Source organism: Rhodoferax sp. P1_F3 (genome assembly GCF_056405715.1).
Map to the genome: position 1 here is coordinate 307,082 of NZ_JBFUBO010000004.1, position 15,945 is coordinate 323,026.

The window sequence follows — 15,945 nt, forward strand, 5'->3', positions numbered from 1 at the left end:
CAAACGTGCAGGGCTTTGACCGACTCTCGCCCGCCCCACTTCGTGAAAACACAAGCGACCATAGCCGAGCTTGCGGGGTTGGACCGGACTTATATTGGTCAGCTCGTGCGCGGGGAACGCAATTTCTCGGAAGTCAACAATGAAAAGTTGGCTGAGACCGTCGGATCTGAGTTGTGGCGCATGCTTCAGCCCTGAAGCAATGCGTCCGACAGTGCTATTTCCACATTTAGACGGAGTTGTTCTGCAGCTTTAAGTTCAGCTTTTGGTGAAGCGAGCCACGGACAGGAAGAGTTCCGGCAACTTGGTCGACTACTTTGTCAGTAGCGGTGTAGAACTCTTCGACCACTGCCCCGCCATCGTCTGCAGACTCTTCAAACGCCCCAGCCATAAAGCCCTGACTGGCCGCAGCATCCAACCCAACCTGGTCAATCCCTGCAGCCTTGCGTTCACTGTCCAGCCTGCGCGCTTCAGTCACCGCCTCTGCCATCGTCATACCCGTCCGGATGGTCAGATCGACGTAATAGATCGGTGCACGGTGTGATTGGGTCGTCGATTTCCCTCTGAGCCTCAGCTCCATAAGCAGTGTGGCCAGATGACCACCCGACACCGCATGGAAGTATTTCAACCGTGCAGCCAGCGTCCGGATCGAGTTGTGCCCCGTCGTGCGGAAGATGAATGAACCCAGCTCATCTTCATCCCCAATCAGCACATTGAGCCGCCCATACGGTTTGCACAGTCCGCCCTGCCCCATCTGACAGCCATCCGGTCCAGGACAAGGCAGTTCCTTGATTCCATCCACCGTAGAGCGCTTGCAGGTCTCTCCATTGCCCACACACAGCGGCCGTCCCGTCTGCCGATCAAAGTAGTGGTAACTGGCCCGCAGATTCAGGTCTGGATCGTTGAACATGACCCGCACCGGGATAGACTGTAGCTTGGCATTGGCGTCCTTGCGCAGGCTTTGGCTCAGCGGATGCAGCATCCAGCCCTCCTTGGTCTGCACCTGCGTGGTGATGGTGAATTCGTCGTCTTTCTCGGGCAGACGCTTGCCGTTTTTCTCGACCACCTTGCCGATAGAGATGCGCCCCACGATGGGCGGTGTAATTGCGAGTCCTTTGAGCATGCTGCTCTCCTTGGTTGGTAAAAAAAAGAAGCCCCACACCGGCAGTTCCGGGGTGGGGCTTGTGGGTTGAAGTGAATCGAAGGCTTGGTGCTGGGTGTTGGAGGCTGTCTGTCATCCATTCACCAAGAACCGTCGGCTCCCCGGTCGGGGGATGGCATAGGTCTGCTGGTAGTCCGGGTGGTCTTCCAGGAGCTTGGGCAGATCGACATCCACACCGTCCTTGCTGCGCCGCCAGGTCACGTTGCCGGTCTCGAACACCGCTTTGGAGGCATCCTCCATGCGCTGCTGGATACGCTGTTTCAAGAGCGCTTCCAGTTGCAACTGGGTTTCCAATTGTTGGCGTACTGCCATCAGGTCGGAGAACACAGCCGACATTTCCAGATCGTGACTGAGGTCCAGGGTAGAACCAACGTCGTTGGGATACAGGCACCGAAGTGCCTTGTCCGCAGAGTCAGAACCATCCACCGGTGGGGCTACATCCGATTGCACGTAGCCCCAGAAGACCTCTTCCAGCTGGATCAGGCGTTCGATCAACAGGGCATCCCGCTTGATGCGGTGGATCTGCAGTTCCTGGCCTCCTATCAGCACTGCTACGTCTGCCGCCCGCTTGCCGGTGACGGCCAGTTGGTGCTGCACCTGCAGTTGGACGTACTCAGGCACTCCGTCCTTCCAAAGCCAGGCCCCCTGAATCCCTGCCGTCTTGCACTCCAGGATCTGGACTTCCGGGACACCCACCACTTCTCGGTCCAGGTTGGCCAGCATCCAGGGGTAGTCTGGATGCTGCAGGACCGCGTTGACACGCCGCACCCGGTTTCCCGAACGCTTGGTGTAGTGGGCGGCTACGATGGGCTCCAGCAGGGTTCCCCAGTACAGCGGTGTGGATTCATCGTTGACGTCGATGGGGGCAAAGAGGTCATCACGACCGGTTTTCTCCATCCAGAGTTGGAGCTGCGACTTGTAGGGACTCAAGCCCACCGCAGCTGCTGCGTCTGAGCTGCCGATACCGTTTCTGCGTACCGACAGCCAGTCTTCCCGACTGAGGTCATTGGTCTTCACCAGCTTCAAGGCTGGGCGTGGTCGGGCGGCCCGATCCACGGGGTTGGCATGGGCCATGGTGTTTCCTTGGGTTGAGAGTTGGATGGGACCATGCACCGGCCTTAGGCCACCAGCTGCATGGCTTGGTCCAGGGCACGCTGTTTCAGGGCTGCACCTTGTCCAAACCAGGCGCTGTCCAGGCGGTATTCCTGGCTGCGGGCACGGCGTTCGTGGTCGACGTACTCGGTGACCGCATTGAGCAGGCCCCAGGCGGTTCCGGATGCGGATGCCATGTCTGAGCCCTTCCCTGCGCCGTCGTAAAGCTCCTGCACCCTTTTCAAGGCACGCTCATTGACCAGACCCGACTTGTTGGAGCTGGGTTGCCGGTCGGAGTGACACAGGACGTTGAGGAAGAAGTTCATGGACTCGTGGGACTTCACCTTGCGCTCTGAGAGGGTCTTCATGCGGACCATAAAGCTGCCCCAATGCGATACAGCGACACCCAACTGCTTCTTGACCGCTTGACCATCAAACACGGTGGAATGCGGAACTTTGACAGCACTAGCTGCACCATTGAGCGCCACGGTCAGGGTGTTGTTGCAGACCACCCGGATCGAGGTCAGGGTTGCCGTGGTGGCCAGGGTTCCATCGCAGGACGTGGCCAGCAGCAGGTAGCCGCCGACAACATCTTTGCCCTTCAGTGCGGTTTCCTTGCCGGTCTTGGCCAATGCCCAGAACTTCTTGCCTGCCTTCAGGACACCGGCTGTTTCCAGCTCGAAGCCAGACACCTCAGTCAGATCGCGGTAGAACTCCAGGACTTCACGGGGTTGGACGACTTGGTAGCGGTCAGAGACAACGGAGAGTGCGGCCTTGGTATCGCTGCGGTAGAGCACCTTTTGCTCATCGAAGGACATAATGCTGCCCAGGCTGCCAGCTTGTTCGGTCATGTAGCGCACCGGGCTGGAGCAGATCTGCCAGTCCATACCGGCTTCTTTGGCCCAGACATCGATGGACTGTTTGGGAGGGAGTGCGTTGCCAAGGCTATGCCAGGGGGTTTGGCCGGAGTAGGCCATGGTTTGAACTTGATGGGCCATGGAGGGCTCCTTGAATGTGGGAAAAGGTTCAAATGGGAGAACGGATACCGAAAGTGATGTGAACCGGCTTATTCCGGAGTGCTGAAGGTGTGTTCGCAGCGAATGCAAAGGTGGTTGTCCAGGACACGCGCATCAATCACTTCACCCAGTTTGGCTCCGGCGACACCGACAGTTGCAGCGCCAATGAGGCCTCCGAGAATTGCGCCCGCAACGCAGCCGATAGCAGAACCTGCGGGACCAGCAACAATTCCGACGGTCATACCGAGTCGGCCACCGGCCAGGGCTCCGCTGATGCCGGTGAGGCCACCCGCCAAGGTGCCAACTGCGCCACAGGTCCGGCGGCCGAGATCTCTCGTTGTGATGTGTGTGGAACCACATTGGGGACATTGAATGCTCATGTGAATGCTTTCTGTAGAGAAGAAATGACAGACGCACCTCTCCCTGCCATCCCAAAAGGGACAGGCATAGAGAAGTGCGGCACAAAGCCCAGTGCCGCCCAACGAGATTGGACGGTCTGGAGTGACTACAGCGAGGTAATGGAGGAATCAGATCTGCAGAACGCGGATCTGTAATTCAGGCACCTCGGAAGGGCTGAATGTGAGAGATGGACAGGCTCAAGGCCTGTTTGCGGCTATTCCCTGCTGAAGGTCAGGAAAAATATATATGACTCAAAAAATCTTCAAGGTGCATCCAACTGCGTCTGTTTAAGCGCATCGGATATTGGTAGAAACAATGGTAGAAAGAAATGAAAAACGGCCCCGAAGGGCCGTTTTTACTTACTTACTGGCGGAGCAGGCGGGATTCGAACCCGCGGTGGGTTTAACCCCACGCACGCTTTCCAGGCGTGTGACTTAAACCGCTCATCCACCGCTCCAGAGCCTCGTATTCTAACCTGCCTTTTGGAGCTGTTTTGGCTCGCAGCCTACAAACTGCGCAAAAAACTGCCGTTTGCGAATTTAGCGAATCACAACAAGAGTTTCCAGCTTGCCAGCGCGCACGGTCTTTAGCGTCAGGGCCCCGTTCTTGATGTCGCCCTTTGCGTCAAACGAAATGGGGCCCGTCACGCCTTGGTAGTCGGTTGTTGCTGCCAGCACCGGCAGGTACTTGGCAGGGTCTGAAGAACCTGCCTTGACCATGGCAGCGACCATGAGCTTCACCGAGTCGTACACATAGGGCGCGTACACCTGCACATCGGCGTTGAACTTGGCTTTGAATTTGGTCTTGAACGCTTCCATGGCGACCTTGGCCTCGCCTTCCACACCACCGGCTTCGGCACAGAAGACCTGGTCGTCGGCAATGGCGTCGCCAGCCAGCTTCACCAGTTCGGTGGAGCAGATGCCGTCACCACCCATGAACTTGGCATTAAGCCCTAAGGACTTCATTTGCTTGAGCATGGGGCCGGCCACCGCATCCATGCCCCCGAAGAACACCACATCGGGCTTTTTGCCTTTGATGGTGGTCAGGATGGTGCTGAAGTCCGTGGCTTTGTCGGTGGTGAATTCCTTGGCCACCACCTTGCCGCCTGCCCCCGCCACGGCCTTGGCAAACTCCTCTGCCACGCCCTGGCCGTAGGCCGTGCGGTCATCTATCACCGCGATGGATTTACCCTTCAGCGAGCCCACGGCATATTTGCCCAGGGTGCCACCCAACTGGGTATCGTCGGCCACCACACGGAACGCCGTCTTGAAACCCTGGCGCGTGTACTTGGGATTGGTGGCCGAGGGAGATATCTGGGGAATGCCAGCATCGCTGTAAATCTTGGACGCAGGGATGGTGGTACCCGAATTCAGGTGGCCAACCACGCCTGAAACTTTGGAGTCGACCAGCTTTTGTGCCACTGCGGTGCCCTGCTTGGGGTCCGCGGCATCGTCTTCGGCGACCAATTCTAGGGTGACCTTCTGGCCACCAATAGTCACGCCCGCATCGTTGAGTTCTTCAATGGCGAGGCGAGCGCCATTTTCATTGTCTTTGCCCAAGTGGGCGATCGCGCCGCTGGTGGGGCCCACGTGGCCAATCTTCACCACGGCGCCAGCATCTGCAGACGCAGCTGCAGGAGCCGATGGTGCAGCAGCCTCTTCCTTCTTGCCACAAGCAACCAGCAGGACCGCAGCAGCGACCACGGTCAACGTACTTTTCATTCTGAAATACATACAAACTCCCGAAAAATTCACGCGCGCTGCGGCGCAGGCTTAGGTACCCGAAGACGACAGGTCCGCCAACGCACCGGTCACGGCGGTGCGAACCACCACTTCCAGATCATGCTGGATGCGCGGCGTCAGTTCACGCAGCTGCTCCTGTACCACATCAGTCACCAGTTCGCGCAACTGGTTCTCAATGTGGGGGGCTACGGACAGCATCACCCGGTCGACCAGTGCATCCACGTCAATGGACAGCGGCTCTGCGCGTGGCGGTGCGGCCTGGGCATGGCGCGGCTGCACCACCTCGGTAAGCGTGGGCAAAAAGCGTGGCGTGGTCTTGGGCGACCCCATCAACCCGCTCCTTTGAGGTTCAGGTCATGTTTCTGAATGTTGATGCCCTGCTGGGCATACTGGCGCCAGCGGCCGCGGGCCACGCTGCGGTCGGCTTCATCGGTGCTCACCACCTCAATCACCCGCTCAAACTGCGCAAAACCTTCGGGCACGGCGTCGGTCAGGTTCACCAGCACACCGTGCTGCGCCAGCCCCGCATGCAGTGCCGTGGTCAATACCACCGGGCTGCGCGCCTGCAAGGCGCCACCATCCAGGCTGTGCACCAGAAAATCGGTGGGTGACAGGGCCCAGAGTTTGGCATCCAGCTGCTGCATATGGCTTTGCGGGCCCAACACCACCACCTTGGCTCCCCGGCCCGTGGCCTTGCGCAACAAGCGGCACACATAGTCCAGCTTGTCTGGGGCACCAAAGTGGAAGGCAACCTCTGTCACTTGGACGCAGCCTTGGCCAGTAAAAACTCCACCAGCAAACCCACGGGGCGCCCGGTGGCGCCCTTGGCCCCACCGCTCTTCCATGCGGTGCCGGCAATGTCCAGATGCGCCCAGGGGAATTTCTCGGTGAAGCGCTGCAGGAACTTGGCCGCAGTGATGGCGCCACCGGCACGCCCCGCCACGTTGGCCACATCGGCGAAATTGGTCTTCAGCCCCTCGGCATAGTCTTCGTCCAGCGGCAGCTTCCAGCACAGATCAGCACTCGCTTCGCCTGCAGCGAACAGGGCATCGCCCAGCGCGTCATTGGTGGAAAACAAGCCACTGCGCACACCCCCCAGCGCCACCACACAGGCTCCGGTCAGGGTGGCAATGTCCACCACGGCCGTGGGCTTGAAGCGCTCGGCATAGGTCAGTGCGTCGCACAGCACCAGGCGGCCTTCGGCGTCGGTGTTCAGGATTTCGATGGTCTGACCACTCATGCTGGTCACCACGTCGCCCGGCTTGACGGCATGGCCATTGATCAGGTTTTCGCAGGAGGGAATAAGCCCCACCACGTTGATGGCCGGCTTGAGCTGGGCCAGCGCGCGGAACACGCCCAGCACGCTGGCCGCACCGCACATGTCGAACTTCATTTCGTCCATCTCGGCCGCAGGCTTGATGGAGACGCCACCACTGTCAAAAGTGATGCCCTTGCCCACCAACACCGTGGGCGCCTGGGACTTGGCCGCACCGTCATAGCGCAACACGATGAACCGCAGCGGCTCGTCCGAGCCCTGGGCCACCGCCATGAACGAGCCCATGCCTAGCTTGGCCACCTCTTTGGGGCCCAACACCTCGCAGGAGATCTTGGCGAACTTGGCCAGGCTTTGGGCGGCCTGCCCCAGCAGCGTGGGTGTTGCGTGGTTGGCCGGGCGGTTGGCCCATTCCTTGGCCATTTCCATGCCCAACACGGTTCCTGTCGCGCGGTCAAACGAGGCCTTGACCTCCGACGCGTTGCTGGCCACCACCAGGCATTTCTGCAAGACACGGGGCTCGGGCTTGGATTTGGTGTGCACATAGGCGTAGGTGGCATCGGCCACGGCTACGACAGCCGCGCGTACCGCGCTTTCCTGCGCGGGTGCGGCAAAGGCCAGCACCAGCTTTTTGTTCGAAGGAGACTTTGCCGCGCCCAGGGCCGCGACAACTGCGCCACGCACCTGCTTGGCACCGCCCTCACCTACGCCAGCCAGCACCAAGCGCGTGGCATTCGCCTGGCCTGGCCGGTACAGCGACAGCACCTGTCCAGGTTTGCCGGTAAAGTCCCCCGCCTTGACGGCCTGCGCGATCAACAGGGACAGCTCGTCCTTGCCGGCCTTGAAGTCAACCGGCACCAATAGCACGGCTAGGTCACATTTTTCGTTGGCTACAGCCACCAGGCTCAAGGCCTTGAGTTCAAAGTTCATAATTCGGTCTTTCCTTCGCCGCCATGTTATTCCATTCCTCCATCCGCAGAGAGCTTGCACGCAGCTTCGGTGCCACCCTGGTGGTACTGGTGACCGTGGTGATGACCATGACGCTGATCCGCACGCTGGGCGAGGCATCGCGCGGCACCTTCAATCCGTCGGACGTGCTCATCATCATGGGCTACACCGTGCTCTCGGACATGCCCACCATTTTGTCCATGAGCCTGTTCATTGCCGTGCTCAGCGTGCTGACGCGGATGTACCAGGACAGCGAGATGGTGATCTGGTTTGGCAGCGGCCGGGGGCTGGCGTCCTTGCTCCCCCCCTTGTTTCGCTTTGCCTGGCCCATTTTGGTGGTGATTCTGGCGTTGGCATTTTTCATTCTGCCGTGGGCGTTTGGCCGTATTGAAGACCTGCGCTACCGCTACGACAAGCGTGGCGATATCGCCCGCATCGAGCCCGGCCAATTTCAGGAGTCCAGCAATGGAGACCGGGTGTTCTTCATCGAGAAAGATGCCAAAGGCCAGCAAACCGGCAACAACGTCTTCATTGCCACCAACGAAGCGGGCAAGGAAACCGTCACTTCGGCACGCACCGGCACCGTGGAAGTGATTGGCCCCGACAAGTTTTTGGTGTTGGACAACGGTCAGCGCCTGGAAAAAACCCATGGCAAGCAGGACATCACCATCAGCGTGTTTCAGCGCTATGGCGCACGCGTAGGGGCCGACGACCAATCCACACGCGACTACGCCCCCACCAGCGCCATGACCACACTGGATCTGATTCGCAACCCGATCCCGCTGCACTTGGCCGAGATCGCCTGGCGCGCCGGACTGATTTTGGCGGCGCTGAACTTCGTGGTGATTGGGCTGGCCGCCGCCGGGGTCAACCCGCGGGCCGGACGCACTGGCAACTTGGCGTTCGCCTTTCTGGCCTTTGTGGTCTATTTCAATATGCTGGTGCTGGGCAAAAGCTGGATCCAGAGTGGCCAGGTCAGCCTAGGGCTGTTCCTGCTCGCCTTGCACGGCGGGGCACTGCTGGTGGCGCTCCTATGGCTAGCCAAAAGGCATAACCACTGGACCGTTCGCCTGCGCCGCCGCCCTGCGGCTGCGACTTTGCCCTCCGGAGACGCAGCATGAAGACCTTGCGCCGCCTGCTCTACGGCGAAGTGGTGATGGCCGTGTTTCTGGTCACCCTGGGCTTTATCGCACTGTTCTTTTTCTTTGATGTGGTGGAAGAGCTGCAGTCGGTGGGCCGTATCAAGGCCCTGGGCTACCAGGTGCCGCAGGCGCTGATTTATGTGGCGCTGATGGTGCCCAGTCATGTGTACGAGCTGTTTCCCATCACCGTGCTCATCGGCACCATTTTTGTGATGGCGCGGCTGGCCCGCAGCTCAGAATTCACCATCTTGCGCACCAGCGGCCTGGGCCCGTGGCGGGCGCTGCGCACGCTGCTGCTGCTGGGTATGGGCTTCGTGTTTTTCACCTTTGCCGTGGGGGACTATGTAGCCCCCTTGGCCGACAAGACCGCGCAACTGCTCAAGTCCCGCTTCCAGGGCAAGATTACCGTGGGCAAGACCGGTGCCTGGCTGAAAGAAAAGCAAGCCTATGGCCACTACGCGGTCAACGTAGGGGCACTGGCACCGGATGCCAGCATGAAAGACATCCGCATTTTCGAGTTCAACAACCAGGGTAGCCTGGTCTCGCTAACCCAAAGCAAGACCGGGCAGTTCAGCGAACACGATTCCTGGGAGCTGAGCGACGTGGAGCGCACCGAGTTCGACACGCCCGAGGCCAAGGCCGCCCATATCGACCGCGCGCAATTTGAAACCTTCCGCTGGCCCACGCAGATCAGCGCCGAAATGGTGGCCGCCGCCGTGCTGCGCCCCGAGCGCATGGGCACCATTGATTTGTTCCAATACATGCGCCACCTGAGCGCCAACGGCCAGTCCGCGCAAAAGTACGAAATCCAGTTTTGGAAAAAAGTGTTTTACCCGCTGAGCTGCTTGGTGATGGTGGTGCTGGCCCTGCCCTTTGCCTACCTGCACTTCCGCTCCGGCGGCATTGCCAGCTACACCTTTGGCGGCGTCATGGCGGGCATCAGCTTTGTGCTGCTCAACAACGTGATGAACGACCTGGGCAACCTGCAGGGCTGGCAGCCCTGGTTTACTGCGGCGCTGCCGGGGCTGATTTATTCGGTGATCTCACTCACTGCTTTTGCATGGCTGGTACTGCGACGATGACAACCCCACACCCCACCGGTATTGTTTTGTTTGCCCATGGCTCGCGCGACCCACTGTGGCATCGCCCCATCGAGGCGGTGGCCGCACACATGCGCCAGCTTGCGCCCCAGACCCTGGTGGTCTGCGCCTACCTGGAGCTCAGCACGCCTGACCTGCCCGCCGCGGTGGCCGACTTGGTGGCGCAAGGTGCGCGCGCCGTGCGCATCGTGCCCATGTTTCTGGGTGTAGGCCGCCATGCCCGCGAAGACCTGCCGGCCCTGGTGCACAGCCTGCGCGTGCAGTACCACCACATTCCCATCCTGCTGCAGGACGCCGTGGGCGAGAACCCCCGCATGGTGGAGCTGCTGGCTCATATTGCCCTGGACAGCGTCTAACGATAGATGTTTTGATGCATAATAAATTTCATCTTTAGGTGGAATTTGATATGAACCTGCACCAATTCCGCTTCGTCCAAGAAGCCGCACGCCGCAACCTCAATCTGACCGAAGCCGCCAAGGCGCTGCACACCTCGCAGCCCGGCGTGTCCAAGGCCATCATCGAGCTGGAAGAAGAGCTGGGCATTGACATCTTTGCCCGCCATGGCAAGCGCCTCAAGCGCATCACTGAGCCGGGTCAGCATGTCCTCAAAAGCATTGAGCTGATCCTGCGCGAGGTGGGCAACCTCAAGCGCATTGGCGAGCAATACAGCTCGCAGGACAGTGGCACGCTTTCCATTGCCACCACCCACACCCAGGCCCGCTACGTGCTGCCCGAAAAAGTGGCCAAGCTGCGCACCGCGTTCCCCAAAGTGAACGTGAGCCTGCACCAGGGTGCGCCCGACCAGGTGGCGCGCATGCTGATCGACGATGTGGCCGAAATTGGCATTGCCACAGAATCACTGGCCAACTACTCCGAGCTGGTGACCCTGCCCTGCTACGAATGGCAGCACGTGCTGGTGCTGCCCACCGACCACCCGCTGGCGCAGAAAGAGCGTGTCACGCTGGAAGAAGTGGCCGCCGAGCCACTGATCACCTACCACCCCTCGTTCACCGGCCGTACCAAGATCGACCAAGCCTTTGCGGCCCGCAAGCTGGAGCCACGCATTTCGCTGGAAGCCATCGATTCGGACGTGATCAAGACCTATGTGCGCCTGGGCCTGGGCATTGGCATTGCCGCCGAAATGGCGGTCACCGATGTGGTGGAGGACATGGAAAAGAACGACAGCAAGGGTGGCCTGGTGGTGCGCCCGGCAGGTTACCTGTTTGGCCAGAACGTGACCCGCGTGGCCTTCAAGCGCAGCGCGTATTTGCGCAACTTTGTCTACACGTTTGCCGAGCTGCTCAGCAGCCGTCTGGACCGCGCCCTCATCGCCAAGGCCATGGAAGGCCATGTGAACGACTATGAACTCTGAAGTACTAGCCCGCACGCCAGCCCTCACCTCCCGCCTGCCCAAGGTGGGCACCACCATCTTCACCGTCATGTCGGCGCTGGCCGCCGAGCACAAGGCGGTGAACCTGGGCCAGGGCTTTCCTGACTTTGCCTGCGACCCCGCGCTGGTGAACGCCGTGACCACCGCCATGCAAGCCGGCCACAACCAGTACCCGCCCATGACTGGCGTACCCGTGCTGCGCCAGGCCGTGGCCGCCAAGATTGCGGCGCTGCATGGCAAGCAGTACCACCCGGACACCGAGATCACCATCACCGCTGGCGCCACCCAGGCCATCATCACCGCCATCCTGGCCGTGGTGCACCCGGGGGACGAAGTCATCGTGCTGGAGCCCTGCTACGACAGCTATGTGCCCAACATCGAGCTGGCCGGTGGCGTGGTGGTGCGCGTGCCGCTCACACCCGGCACCTTTCGGCCCGACTTTGCCAAGATCAGCGCCGCCATCACACCCAAAACGCGCGCCCTGCTCATCAACACCCCGCACAACCCCAGCGCCACCGTCTGGTCCAAAGAGGACATGCTGGCCCTGCAGGAACTTCTGGCTCCCACCGACGTGCTGCTGATCAGCGACGAGGTTTACGAGCACATGGTGTTTGACGACCAGCCGCACGAAAGCGTGTCGCGCTACCCCGGCTTGGCAGCGCGTGCGTTCGTTGTGTCCAGCTTTGGCAAGACCTTTCACGTCACCGGCTGGAAAGTCGGCACCGTGGTGGCGCCCGCGCCCCTGATGGCCGAGTTCCGCAAGGTGCACCAGTTCAATGTGTTCACCGTGAACACCCCGGTGCAGCACGCGCTGGCCGCCTACCTGGTCAGCCCCGCGCCCTACCTGGAGCTGCCCGCGTTTTACCAGCGCAAGCGCGACCTCTTCCGCGCCGGCCTGGCCCAGACCAAATTCAAACTGCTGCCCAGCCAGGGCAGCTATTTCCAGTGTGTGGACATCTCGGCAGTGAGCGACCTGAACGAAGCCGACTTCTGCCAGTGGCTCACGCGCGAGGTGGGCGTGGCGGCGATTCCGCTGTCGGCTTTTTATGGCGATGGCTTTGACCAGCGTGTGGTGCGCTTCTGCTTCGCCAAGCAGGACGCGACGCTGAACGCCGCGCTGGAGCGGTTGCAAAAACTCTGATCTGCTATTGATTCAGGAGCTGCTCGCGCATATTCCACGGAGGCTAGAGGCCTATTTGTCTTCAAAAGGAGGGCAACGATGATTCGGAAGTACCTTGTCTGGCACGGGCTTGGCCTCTGGCTCGCCGCCCTGAGTGGCAGCGCCGCGCTGGCGCAAACCACACCCGCCGCCCCCMCCCTACGCGTGGAAGTGGTCGCCACCCAGCTACAAAGCCCCTGGGCGGTCGCCTTTCTGCCCGAAGGCCGCTTTCTGGTCACCGAGCGCCCTGGCACGCTGCGCGTGGTGGAACCCTCGGGTGCCGTGTCAGCGCCTTTGGCTGGCGTGCCTGCAGTTGCCGCCGGTGGCCAGGGCGGCCTGCTCGACGTGCTGCTGGACAGCGACTTTGCCAAGAACCGGACGCTGTACTTTTGCTACGCCGAGCCCGGCACCGGCGGCAACAGCACGGCGCTGGCGCGCGCCACCCTGTCCGACGACCGTGGCAGCCTGCAAGACGTGAAGGTACTGTTCAGCCAGCAACCCAAGGTGGCCAGCAGCGCCCACTTTGGCTGCCGCATTGCGGAGGGCCGCAAAGCCGGCCAACCAGATGGCACGCTGTTTTTGACCTTGGGTGAGCGCTTTAGCCGCAAGGAAGACGCGCAACGCCTGGACAACCACCTGGGCAAGCTCATCCGCATCGGCAAAGACGGCAACGTGCCTGCCGACAACCCCTTCAACACGCCCGCCGCGCGGCGCGACGGTGCGCTGCCCGAGATCTGGAGCTACGGCCACCGCAACCCGCAGGGCCTGCTGCTGGCGCCCGATGGCACGCTGTGGGAACACGAACATGGCCCGCAGGGCGGTGACGAGGTCAACCTCATACAGCGCGGCCGCAACTACGGCTGGCCCGTGATCACCTATGGCGAGAACTATGGCGGCGGCAAGATTGGCGCGGGCATCACCGCGCAGGTCGGCATGGAACAGCCGCTGCATTACTGGGTACCGTCCATCGCGCCTTCGGGCATGGCCTTTATCACCAGCGAGCGTTATGGCAAGGCTTGGGTGGGCAATCTGGTCGTGGGTTCGCTGAAGTTTGGCTACCTGGCGCGGCTGGAACTCTCCGCGCCATTCAGTGGCAAGGTGGCGCGCGAAACCAAGCTGTTGCCCGACCTGGGCGAGCGCGTGCGCGATGTGCGCCAGGGTCCGGACGGCCTGCTCTACCTGCTGACCGACAGTCCCAACGGCCGGCTGCTGCGCATGTTGCCGCGCTGATGTAAGAACAACTGTGGCCTGCGCGACTAACTGGCACCGAAGCCAATCTCCAGCCCACCATGCGCACCGCCTTCACCACCGTTCTGTTCCCTCTGCTCACCAGCCTGACCACGGCAGCATTGGCCGCCACACCCGTGTGCGAAGCACGCTCGGGCGAGCGGCTCACGCCCGTCATCGAGCTGTACACCTCGGAAGGCTGCAGCTCCTGCCCGCCTGCAGACCAATGGCTGTCCACGCTGAAGGGCAAGCCGGTGGTGGCCCAGGCCTTCCATGTGGGCTACTGGGACTACATCGGATGGGTGGACCGCTTTGCCAACGCCGCCCACACCCAACGCCAGCGCGAAGTGGCGCAAACCAACCACCTGAGCAGCATCTACACCCCGCAGCTGGTGCGCAACGGCCAGGACTGGCGCGACTGGCGCCGCCCGCTGACCGACAACACCCAGGCCGCACGCGCCAGCATTGCCGTGCAACGCGCCGCGGACGGCAGCGTGACAGCCCAAGTGGCACCCGCAGCCGGTGTGGCGCAATGGAGCGCCTACTGGACCGTGACGGAAGACGGCCACAGCTCCAAGGTCAAGGCCGGTGAAAACGCGGGCGAGTTGCTGCAACATGACTTTGTGGTGCGCCAGTACGTACCGCTTGGCCGCTACCAGGGCGCGCAAACGCTGCGCCTGGCCGCCATTGCGCCCACGCCGGGGCATGCGCAACACATCAACCTGGTGGTGTCCGACGCGCAAAGCCAGGCGCCGCTACAGGCGCTGACACTGTCCTGCCCGCTGGCTGCAGGGTCCTAAGGTTTGGTTGGTGCGCCTGCCAAACGCTCTGCCGTCCAGGCCTGCAGCACCTTGCGAATGCCTTCACCCTCCGCTATTTGCGGATTGGAAAACCCATCGCTCTTGCGGCCTTCGATCTCGCGCTGCCGAATCACTGGCACCGCCGCCTTGAACGCCTCTTCAAACGACAGCGTCTTGCGCAGCTGCTCGTCAAACACCGCGCGGCCAAAGAAGGTCAATTCGGACTTGCTGCCACAGCCATAGGACGTATGGTCCTTGTCGGCCGCCGTCATCACCAGCGTGGTGTCGCCCTGCAGTGGCTCTACCCAGCCACCCGAATAGCAGGCCGACACGGCCACCACCCGGTTGCGGATGCCCAAGCGGTCCAGCGCCTCCCGTAACTGTGCGGCAGTCAGGTCTTCCACCTCCAGCGGCCAGTGCTGGGCGGCCAGCCGGAAGTCCGCACCGCCATGCGAGGTGAGGTAGACCACCAGCACATCACGCTCCTTGTCCATCGCCTGCGCCAGCGCCGCCAAGCCGCGCTCCAGGTTGCGGTTGGTGGCCCAGGGAATATCGGTGGCTGTGGTGGCGTGGTTCACCATCCGCAGCACCCGGCCCTCGGCGCCAAAGCGCTGCTCCAGCACGTCCTGCACCATGGTGCTTTCGCGCAAAAACACGTCCTGCGCATAGGGCGCGTAGACCAGACCAAACACCTGAATCGGGCCCGGCGTAGCGGGACGCAAAGCATCCAGCGCGTCATCCAGCAGGTCTTGCTGGGCTTCGAATACTTCCTGGCTCAGTTGTAGGGTCACGGGCTCTGCAGCATCACCTGCGGTGTAGGTGGGCTGCCAGGCGCGCACCTGCAAGGCCCAGGTGTCCAGCCCCTGCAGCGCCAGAACGCACAGCACCAGCGCCGTCCAAACCCGGCGTGAGCGGTTTACCGCAGCGGTGATACGCAGCGCAGCCAGCGCCATCCACAGCCAAAACACGCCAAACAGCACCCAGCCCCACCAGACCGATTCCAGCCACCAGCCTGGCAACCATTCCCGTCCGGCCGCGGCGGCCAAGGCCAGTGCCACCAAGCTGATGGGCGTGGTCGCCACCCAATACAACAGTAGCCAAGCTGCCACCGGCGCGGCATGTGCCGCCTGTGCGCGGCCCCAGTTCAGCACCAGCCATGCAGCAAATATCAGCAGCGCCGTAGACGCCCAGCTGAACAGCCAGTTGCGCACCAGAAAATCGGCCGGGCCCGCAATCTCCAACCATCCCGCGCCGGTGATCAGCGCGGTCGTCAGGCCCGCAATCAGCAACATTTGCCAAGCGGTAGGCCCTTCGGGCAGCTCGCGCACCGGGTGCAACGCTGCGGCGCGCAGACCTTGGACGAGCCATTGCCACCCTGTTGGAGCGGCATCGCCAGCAGGTGCAGACTCCGCCGCCCGAAACTCCAGAGGAACCAGCGTGGTGGGCTCGGTATCTGGAGCGTCCGGCAGTTCCGTCGCGTCGGGGGTGGGGTTCATGG

16 protein-coding genes and 1 tRNA gene are annotated in these 15,945 nt (G+C 61.7%); 8 read left to right on the forward strand and 9 right to left on the reverse strand.

Annotated features, from left to right (window positions below; genetic code table 11):
• Positions 1–226: 226 nt before the first annotated feature.
• The 3 genes from AC1DZ5_RS09145 to AC1DZ5_RS09155 all read right to left on the reverse strand — a co-directional run bounded on the left by AC1DZ5_RS09145 (position 227) and on the right by AC1DZ5_RS09155 (position 3,249).
• Positions 227–1,120, reverse strand: a complete 894-nt coding sequence (locus tag AC1DZ5_RS09145; protein WP_477888261.1) for a recombination directionality factor — start codon at positions 1,118–1,120, stop codon at positions 227–229.
• A 111-nt stretch (positions 1,121–1,231) separates the two neighbouring features.
• Complete coding sequence (locus AC1DZ5_RS09150; RefSeq protein ID WP_477888263.1) at positions 1,232–2,233, reverse strand: YqaJ viral recombinase family nuclease; 1,002 nt, start codon at positions 2,231–2,233, stop codon at positions 1,232–1,234.
• Between the two features lie 44 nt (positions 2,234–2,277).
• The gene (locus AC1DZ5_RS09155) at positions 2,278–3,249 is read right to left on the reverse strand and encodes a DUF932 domain-containing protein (protein ID WP_477888265.1); all 972 of its coding nucleotides are present in this window, start codon (positions 3,247–3,249) and stop codon (positions 2,278–2,280) included.
• An 89-nt stretch (positions 3,250–3,338) separates the two neighbouring features.
• On the opposite strand from AC1DZ5_RS09155, the gene AC1DZ5_RS09160 reads away from it, so the two are divergent.
• Positions 3,339–3,821 carry a hypothetical protein gene (locus AC1DZ5_RS09160; RefSeq protein ID WP_477888267.1) on the forward strand — a complete coding sequence of 161 codons (483 nt, stop codon included), beginning with the start codon at positions 3,339–3,341 and terminating at the stop codon, positions 3,819–3,821.
• Between the two features lie 212 nt (positions 3,822–4,033).
• Here the strand turns inward: AC1DZ5_RS09160 and AC1DZ5_RS09165 are convergent.
• The 5 genes from AC1DZ5_RS09165 to AC1DZ5_RS09185 form a co-directional block, all read right to left on the reverse strand.
• Positions 4,034–4,123, reverse strand: a tRNA-Ser gene (locus tag AC1DZ5_RS09165).
• Between the two features lie 82 nt (positions 4,124–4,205).
• Positions 4,206–5,399: a branched-chain amino acid ABC transporter substrate-binding protein gene (locus tag AC1DZ5_RS09170; protein ID WP_477888269.1), complete on the reverse strand. Its 1,194-nt coding sequence runs from the start codon at positions 5,397–5,399 to the stop codon at positions 4,206–4,208.
• Positions 5,400–5,438: 39 nt separating this feature from the next.
• Positions 5,439–5,738, reverse strand: coding sequence for a hypothetical protein (locus AC1DZ5_RS09175; RefSeq protein ID WP_477888271.1), 300 nt, complete (start codon positions 5,736–5,738; stop codon positions 5,439–5,441).
• On the reverse strand, positions 5,738–6,169 hold the full coding sequence (locus AC1DZ5_RS09180; RefSeq protein WP_477888273.1) for a DNA polymerase III subunit chi: 432 nt from the start codon (positions 6,167–6,169) through the stop codon (positions 5,738–5,740). The genes AC1DZ5_RS09175 and AC1DZ5_RS09180 overlap by 1 nt, the downstream gene beginning before the upstream one ends.
• A complete protein-coding gene (locus AC1DZ5_RS09185; protein WP_477888275.1) occupies positions 6,166–7,611 on the reverse strand; it encodes a leucyl aminopeptidase in 1,446 nt (481 codons plus the stop codon). The genes AC1DZ5_RS09180 and AC1DZ5_RS09185 overlap by 4 nt, the downstream gene beginning before the upstream one ends.
• A gap of 23 nt (positions 7,612–7,634) precedes the next feature.
• Between AC1DZ5_RS09185 and lptF the strand changes: the two genes are divergently transcribed.
• From lptF to AC1DZ5_RS09220, 7 genes are all read left to right on the forward strand, one after another.
• Positions 7,635–8,750, forward strand: coding sequence for an LPS export ABC transporter permease LptF (gene lptF / locus AC1DZ5_RS09190; protein WP_477888277.1), 1,116 nt, complete (start codon positions 7,635–7,637; stop codon positions 8,748–8,750).
• Positions 8,747–9,853: an LPS export ABC transporter permease LptG gene (gene lptG, locus AC1DZ5_RS09195; RefSeq protein WP_477888279.1), complete on the forward strand. Its 1,107-nt coding sequence runs from the start codon at positions 8,747–8,749 to the stop codon at positions 9,851–9,853. Before lptF ends, lptG begins: the two co-directional genes overlap by 4 nt.
• Positions 9,850–10,227, forward strand: a complete 378-nt coding sequence (locus tag AC1DZ5_RS09200; RefSeq protein WP_477888281.1) for a sirohydrochlorin chelatase — start codon at positions 9,850–9,852, stop codon at positions 10,225–10,227. The genes lptG and AC1DZ5_RS09200 overlap by 4 nt, the downstream gene beginning before the upstream one ends.
• 50 nt (positions 10,228–10,277) lie before the next feature.
• Complete coding sequence (locus tag AC1DZ5_RS09205) at positions 10,278–11,243, forward strand: CysB family HTH-type transcriptional regulator (RefSeq protein WP_477888283.1); 966 nt, start codon at positions 10,278–10,280, stop codon at positions 11,241–11,243.
• A complete protein-coding gene (locus AC1DZ5_RS09210; RefSeq protein WP_477888285.1) occupies positions 11,233–12,402 on the forward strand; it encodes a pyridoxal phosphate-dependent aminotransferase in 1,170 nt (389 codons plus the stop codon). The genes AC1DZ5_RS09205 and AC1DZ5_RS09210 overlap by 11 nt, the downstream gene beginning before the upstream one ends.
• A gap of 78 nt (positions 12,403–12,480) precedes the next feature.
• Positions 12,481–13,650, forward strand: a complete 1,170-nt coding sequence (locus AC1DZ5_RS09215) for a PQQ-dependent sugar dehydrogenase (RefSeq protein ID WP_477888287.1) — start codon at positions 12,481–12,483, stop codon at positions 13,648–13,650.
• A 59-nt stretch (positions 13,651–13,709) separates the two neighbouring features.
• On the forward strand, positions 13,710–14,447 hold the full coding sequence (locus tag AC1DZ5_RS09220; protein ID WP_477888289.1) for a DUF1223 domain-containing protein: 738 nt from the start codon (positions 13,710–13,712) through the stop codon (positions 14,445–14,447).
• Here AC1DZ5_RS09220 and AC1DZ5_RS09225 read toward each other — a convergent pair.
• A complete protein-coding gene (locus AC1DZ5_RS09225) occupies positions 14,444–15,943 on the reverse strand; it encodes a C13 family peptidase (RefSeq protein WP_477888291.1) in 1,500 nt (499 codons plus the stop codon). The two genes, AC1DZ5_RS09220 and AC1DZ5_RS09225, sit on opposite strands and share 4 nt — an antisense overlap.
• Between the last annotated feature and the right edge of the window lie 2 nt (positions 15,944–15,945).

What these genes read in the sequence shown, in the direction of transcription:
- AC1DZ5_RS09145 (WP_477888261.1), bottom strand. Translation starts at nt 1,120, where the DNA reads ATGCTCAAAGGACTCGCAATTACACCGCCCATCGTGGGGCGCATCTCT.
- AC1DZ5_RS09150 (WP_477888263.1), bottom strand. Translation starts at nt 2,233, where the DNA reads ATGGCCCATGCCAACCCCGTGGATCGGGCCGCCCGACCACGCCCAGCC.
- AC1DZ5_RS09155 (WP_477888265.1), bottom strand. Translation starts at nt 3,249, where the DNA reads ATGGCCCATCAAGTTCAAACCATGGCCTACTCCGGCCAAACCCCCTGG.
- AC1DZ5_RS09170 (WP_477888269.1), bottom strand. Translation starts at nt 5,399, where the DNA reads ATGTATTTCAGAATGAAAAGTACGTTGACCGTGGTCGCTGCTGCGGTC.
- AC1DZ5_RS09175 (WP_477888271.1), bottom strand. Translation starts at nt 5,738, where the DNA reads ATGGGGTCGCCCAAGACCACGCCACGCTTTTTGCCCACGCTTACCGAG.
- AC1DZ5_RS09185 (WP_477888275.1), bottom strand. Translation starts at nt 7,611, where the DNA reads ATGAACTTTGAACTCAAGGCCTTGAGCCTGGTGGCTGTAGCCAACGAA.
- lptF (WP_477888277.1), top strand. Translation starts at nt 7,635, where the DNA reads ATGTTATTCCATTCCTCCATCCGCAGAGAGCTTGCACGCAGCTTCGGT.
- lptG (WP_477888279.1), top strand. Translation starts at nt 8,747, where the DNA reads ATGAAGACCTTGCGCCGCCTGCTCTACGGCGAAGTGGTGATGGCCGTG.
- AC1DZ5_RS09200 (WP_477888281.1), top strand. Translation starts at nt 9,850, where the DNA reads ATGACAACCCCACACCCCACCGGTATTGTTTTGTTTGCCCATGGCTCG.
- AC1DZ5_RS09205 (WP_477888283.1), top strand. Translation starts at nt 10,278, where the DNA reads ATGAACCTGCACCAATTCCGCTTCGTCCAAGAAGCCGCACGCCGCAAC.
- AC1DZ5_RS09210 (WP_477888285.1), top strand. Translation starts at nt 11,233, where the DNA reads ATGAACTCTGAAGTACTAGCCCGCACGCCAGCCCTCACCTCCCGCCTG.
- AC1DZ5_RS09220 (WP_477888289.1), top strand. Translation starts at nt 13,710, where the DNA reads ATGCGCACCGCCTTCACCACCGTTCTGTTCCCTCTGCTCACCAGCCTG.
- AC1DZ5_RS09225 (WP_477888291.1), bottom strand. Translation starts at nt 15,943, where the DNA reads ATGAACCCCACCCCCGACGCGACGGAACTGCCGGACGCTCCAGATACC.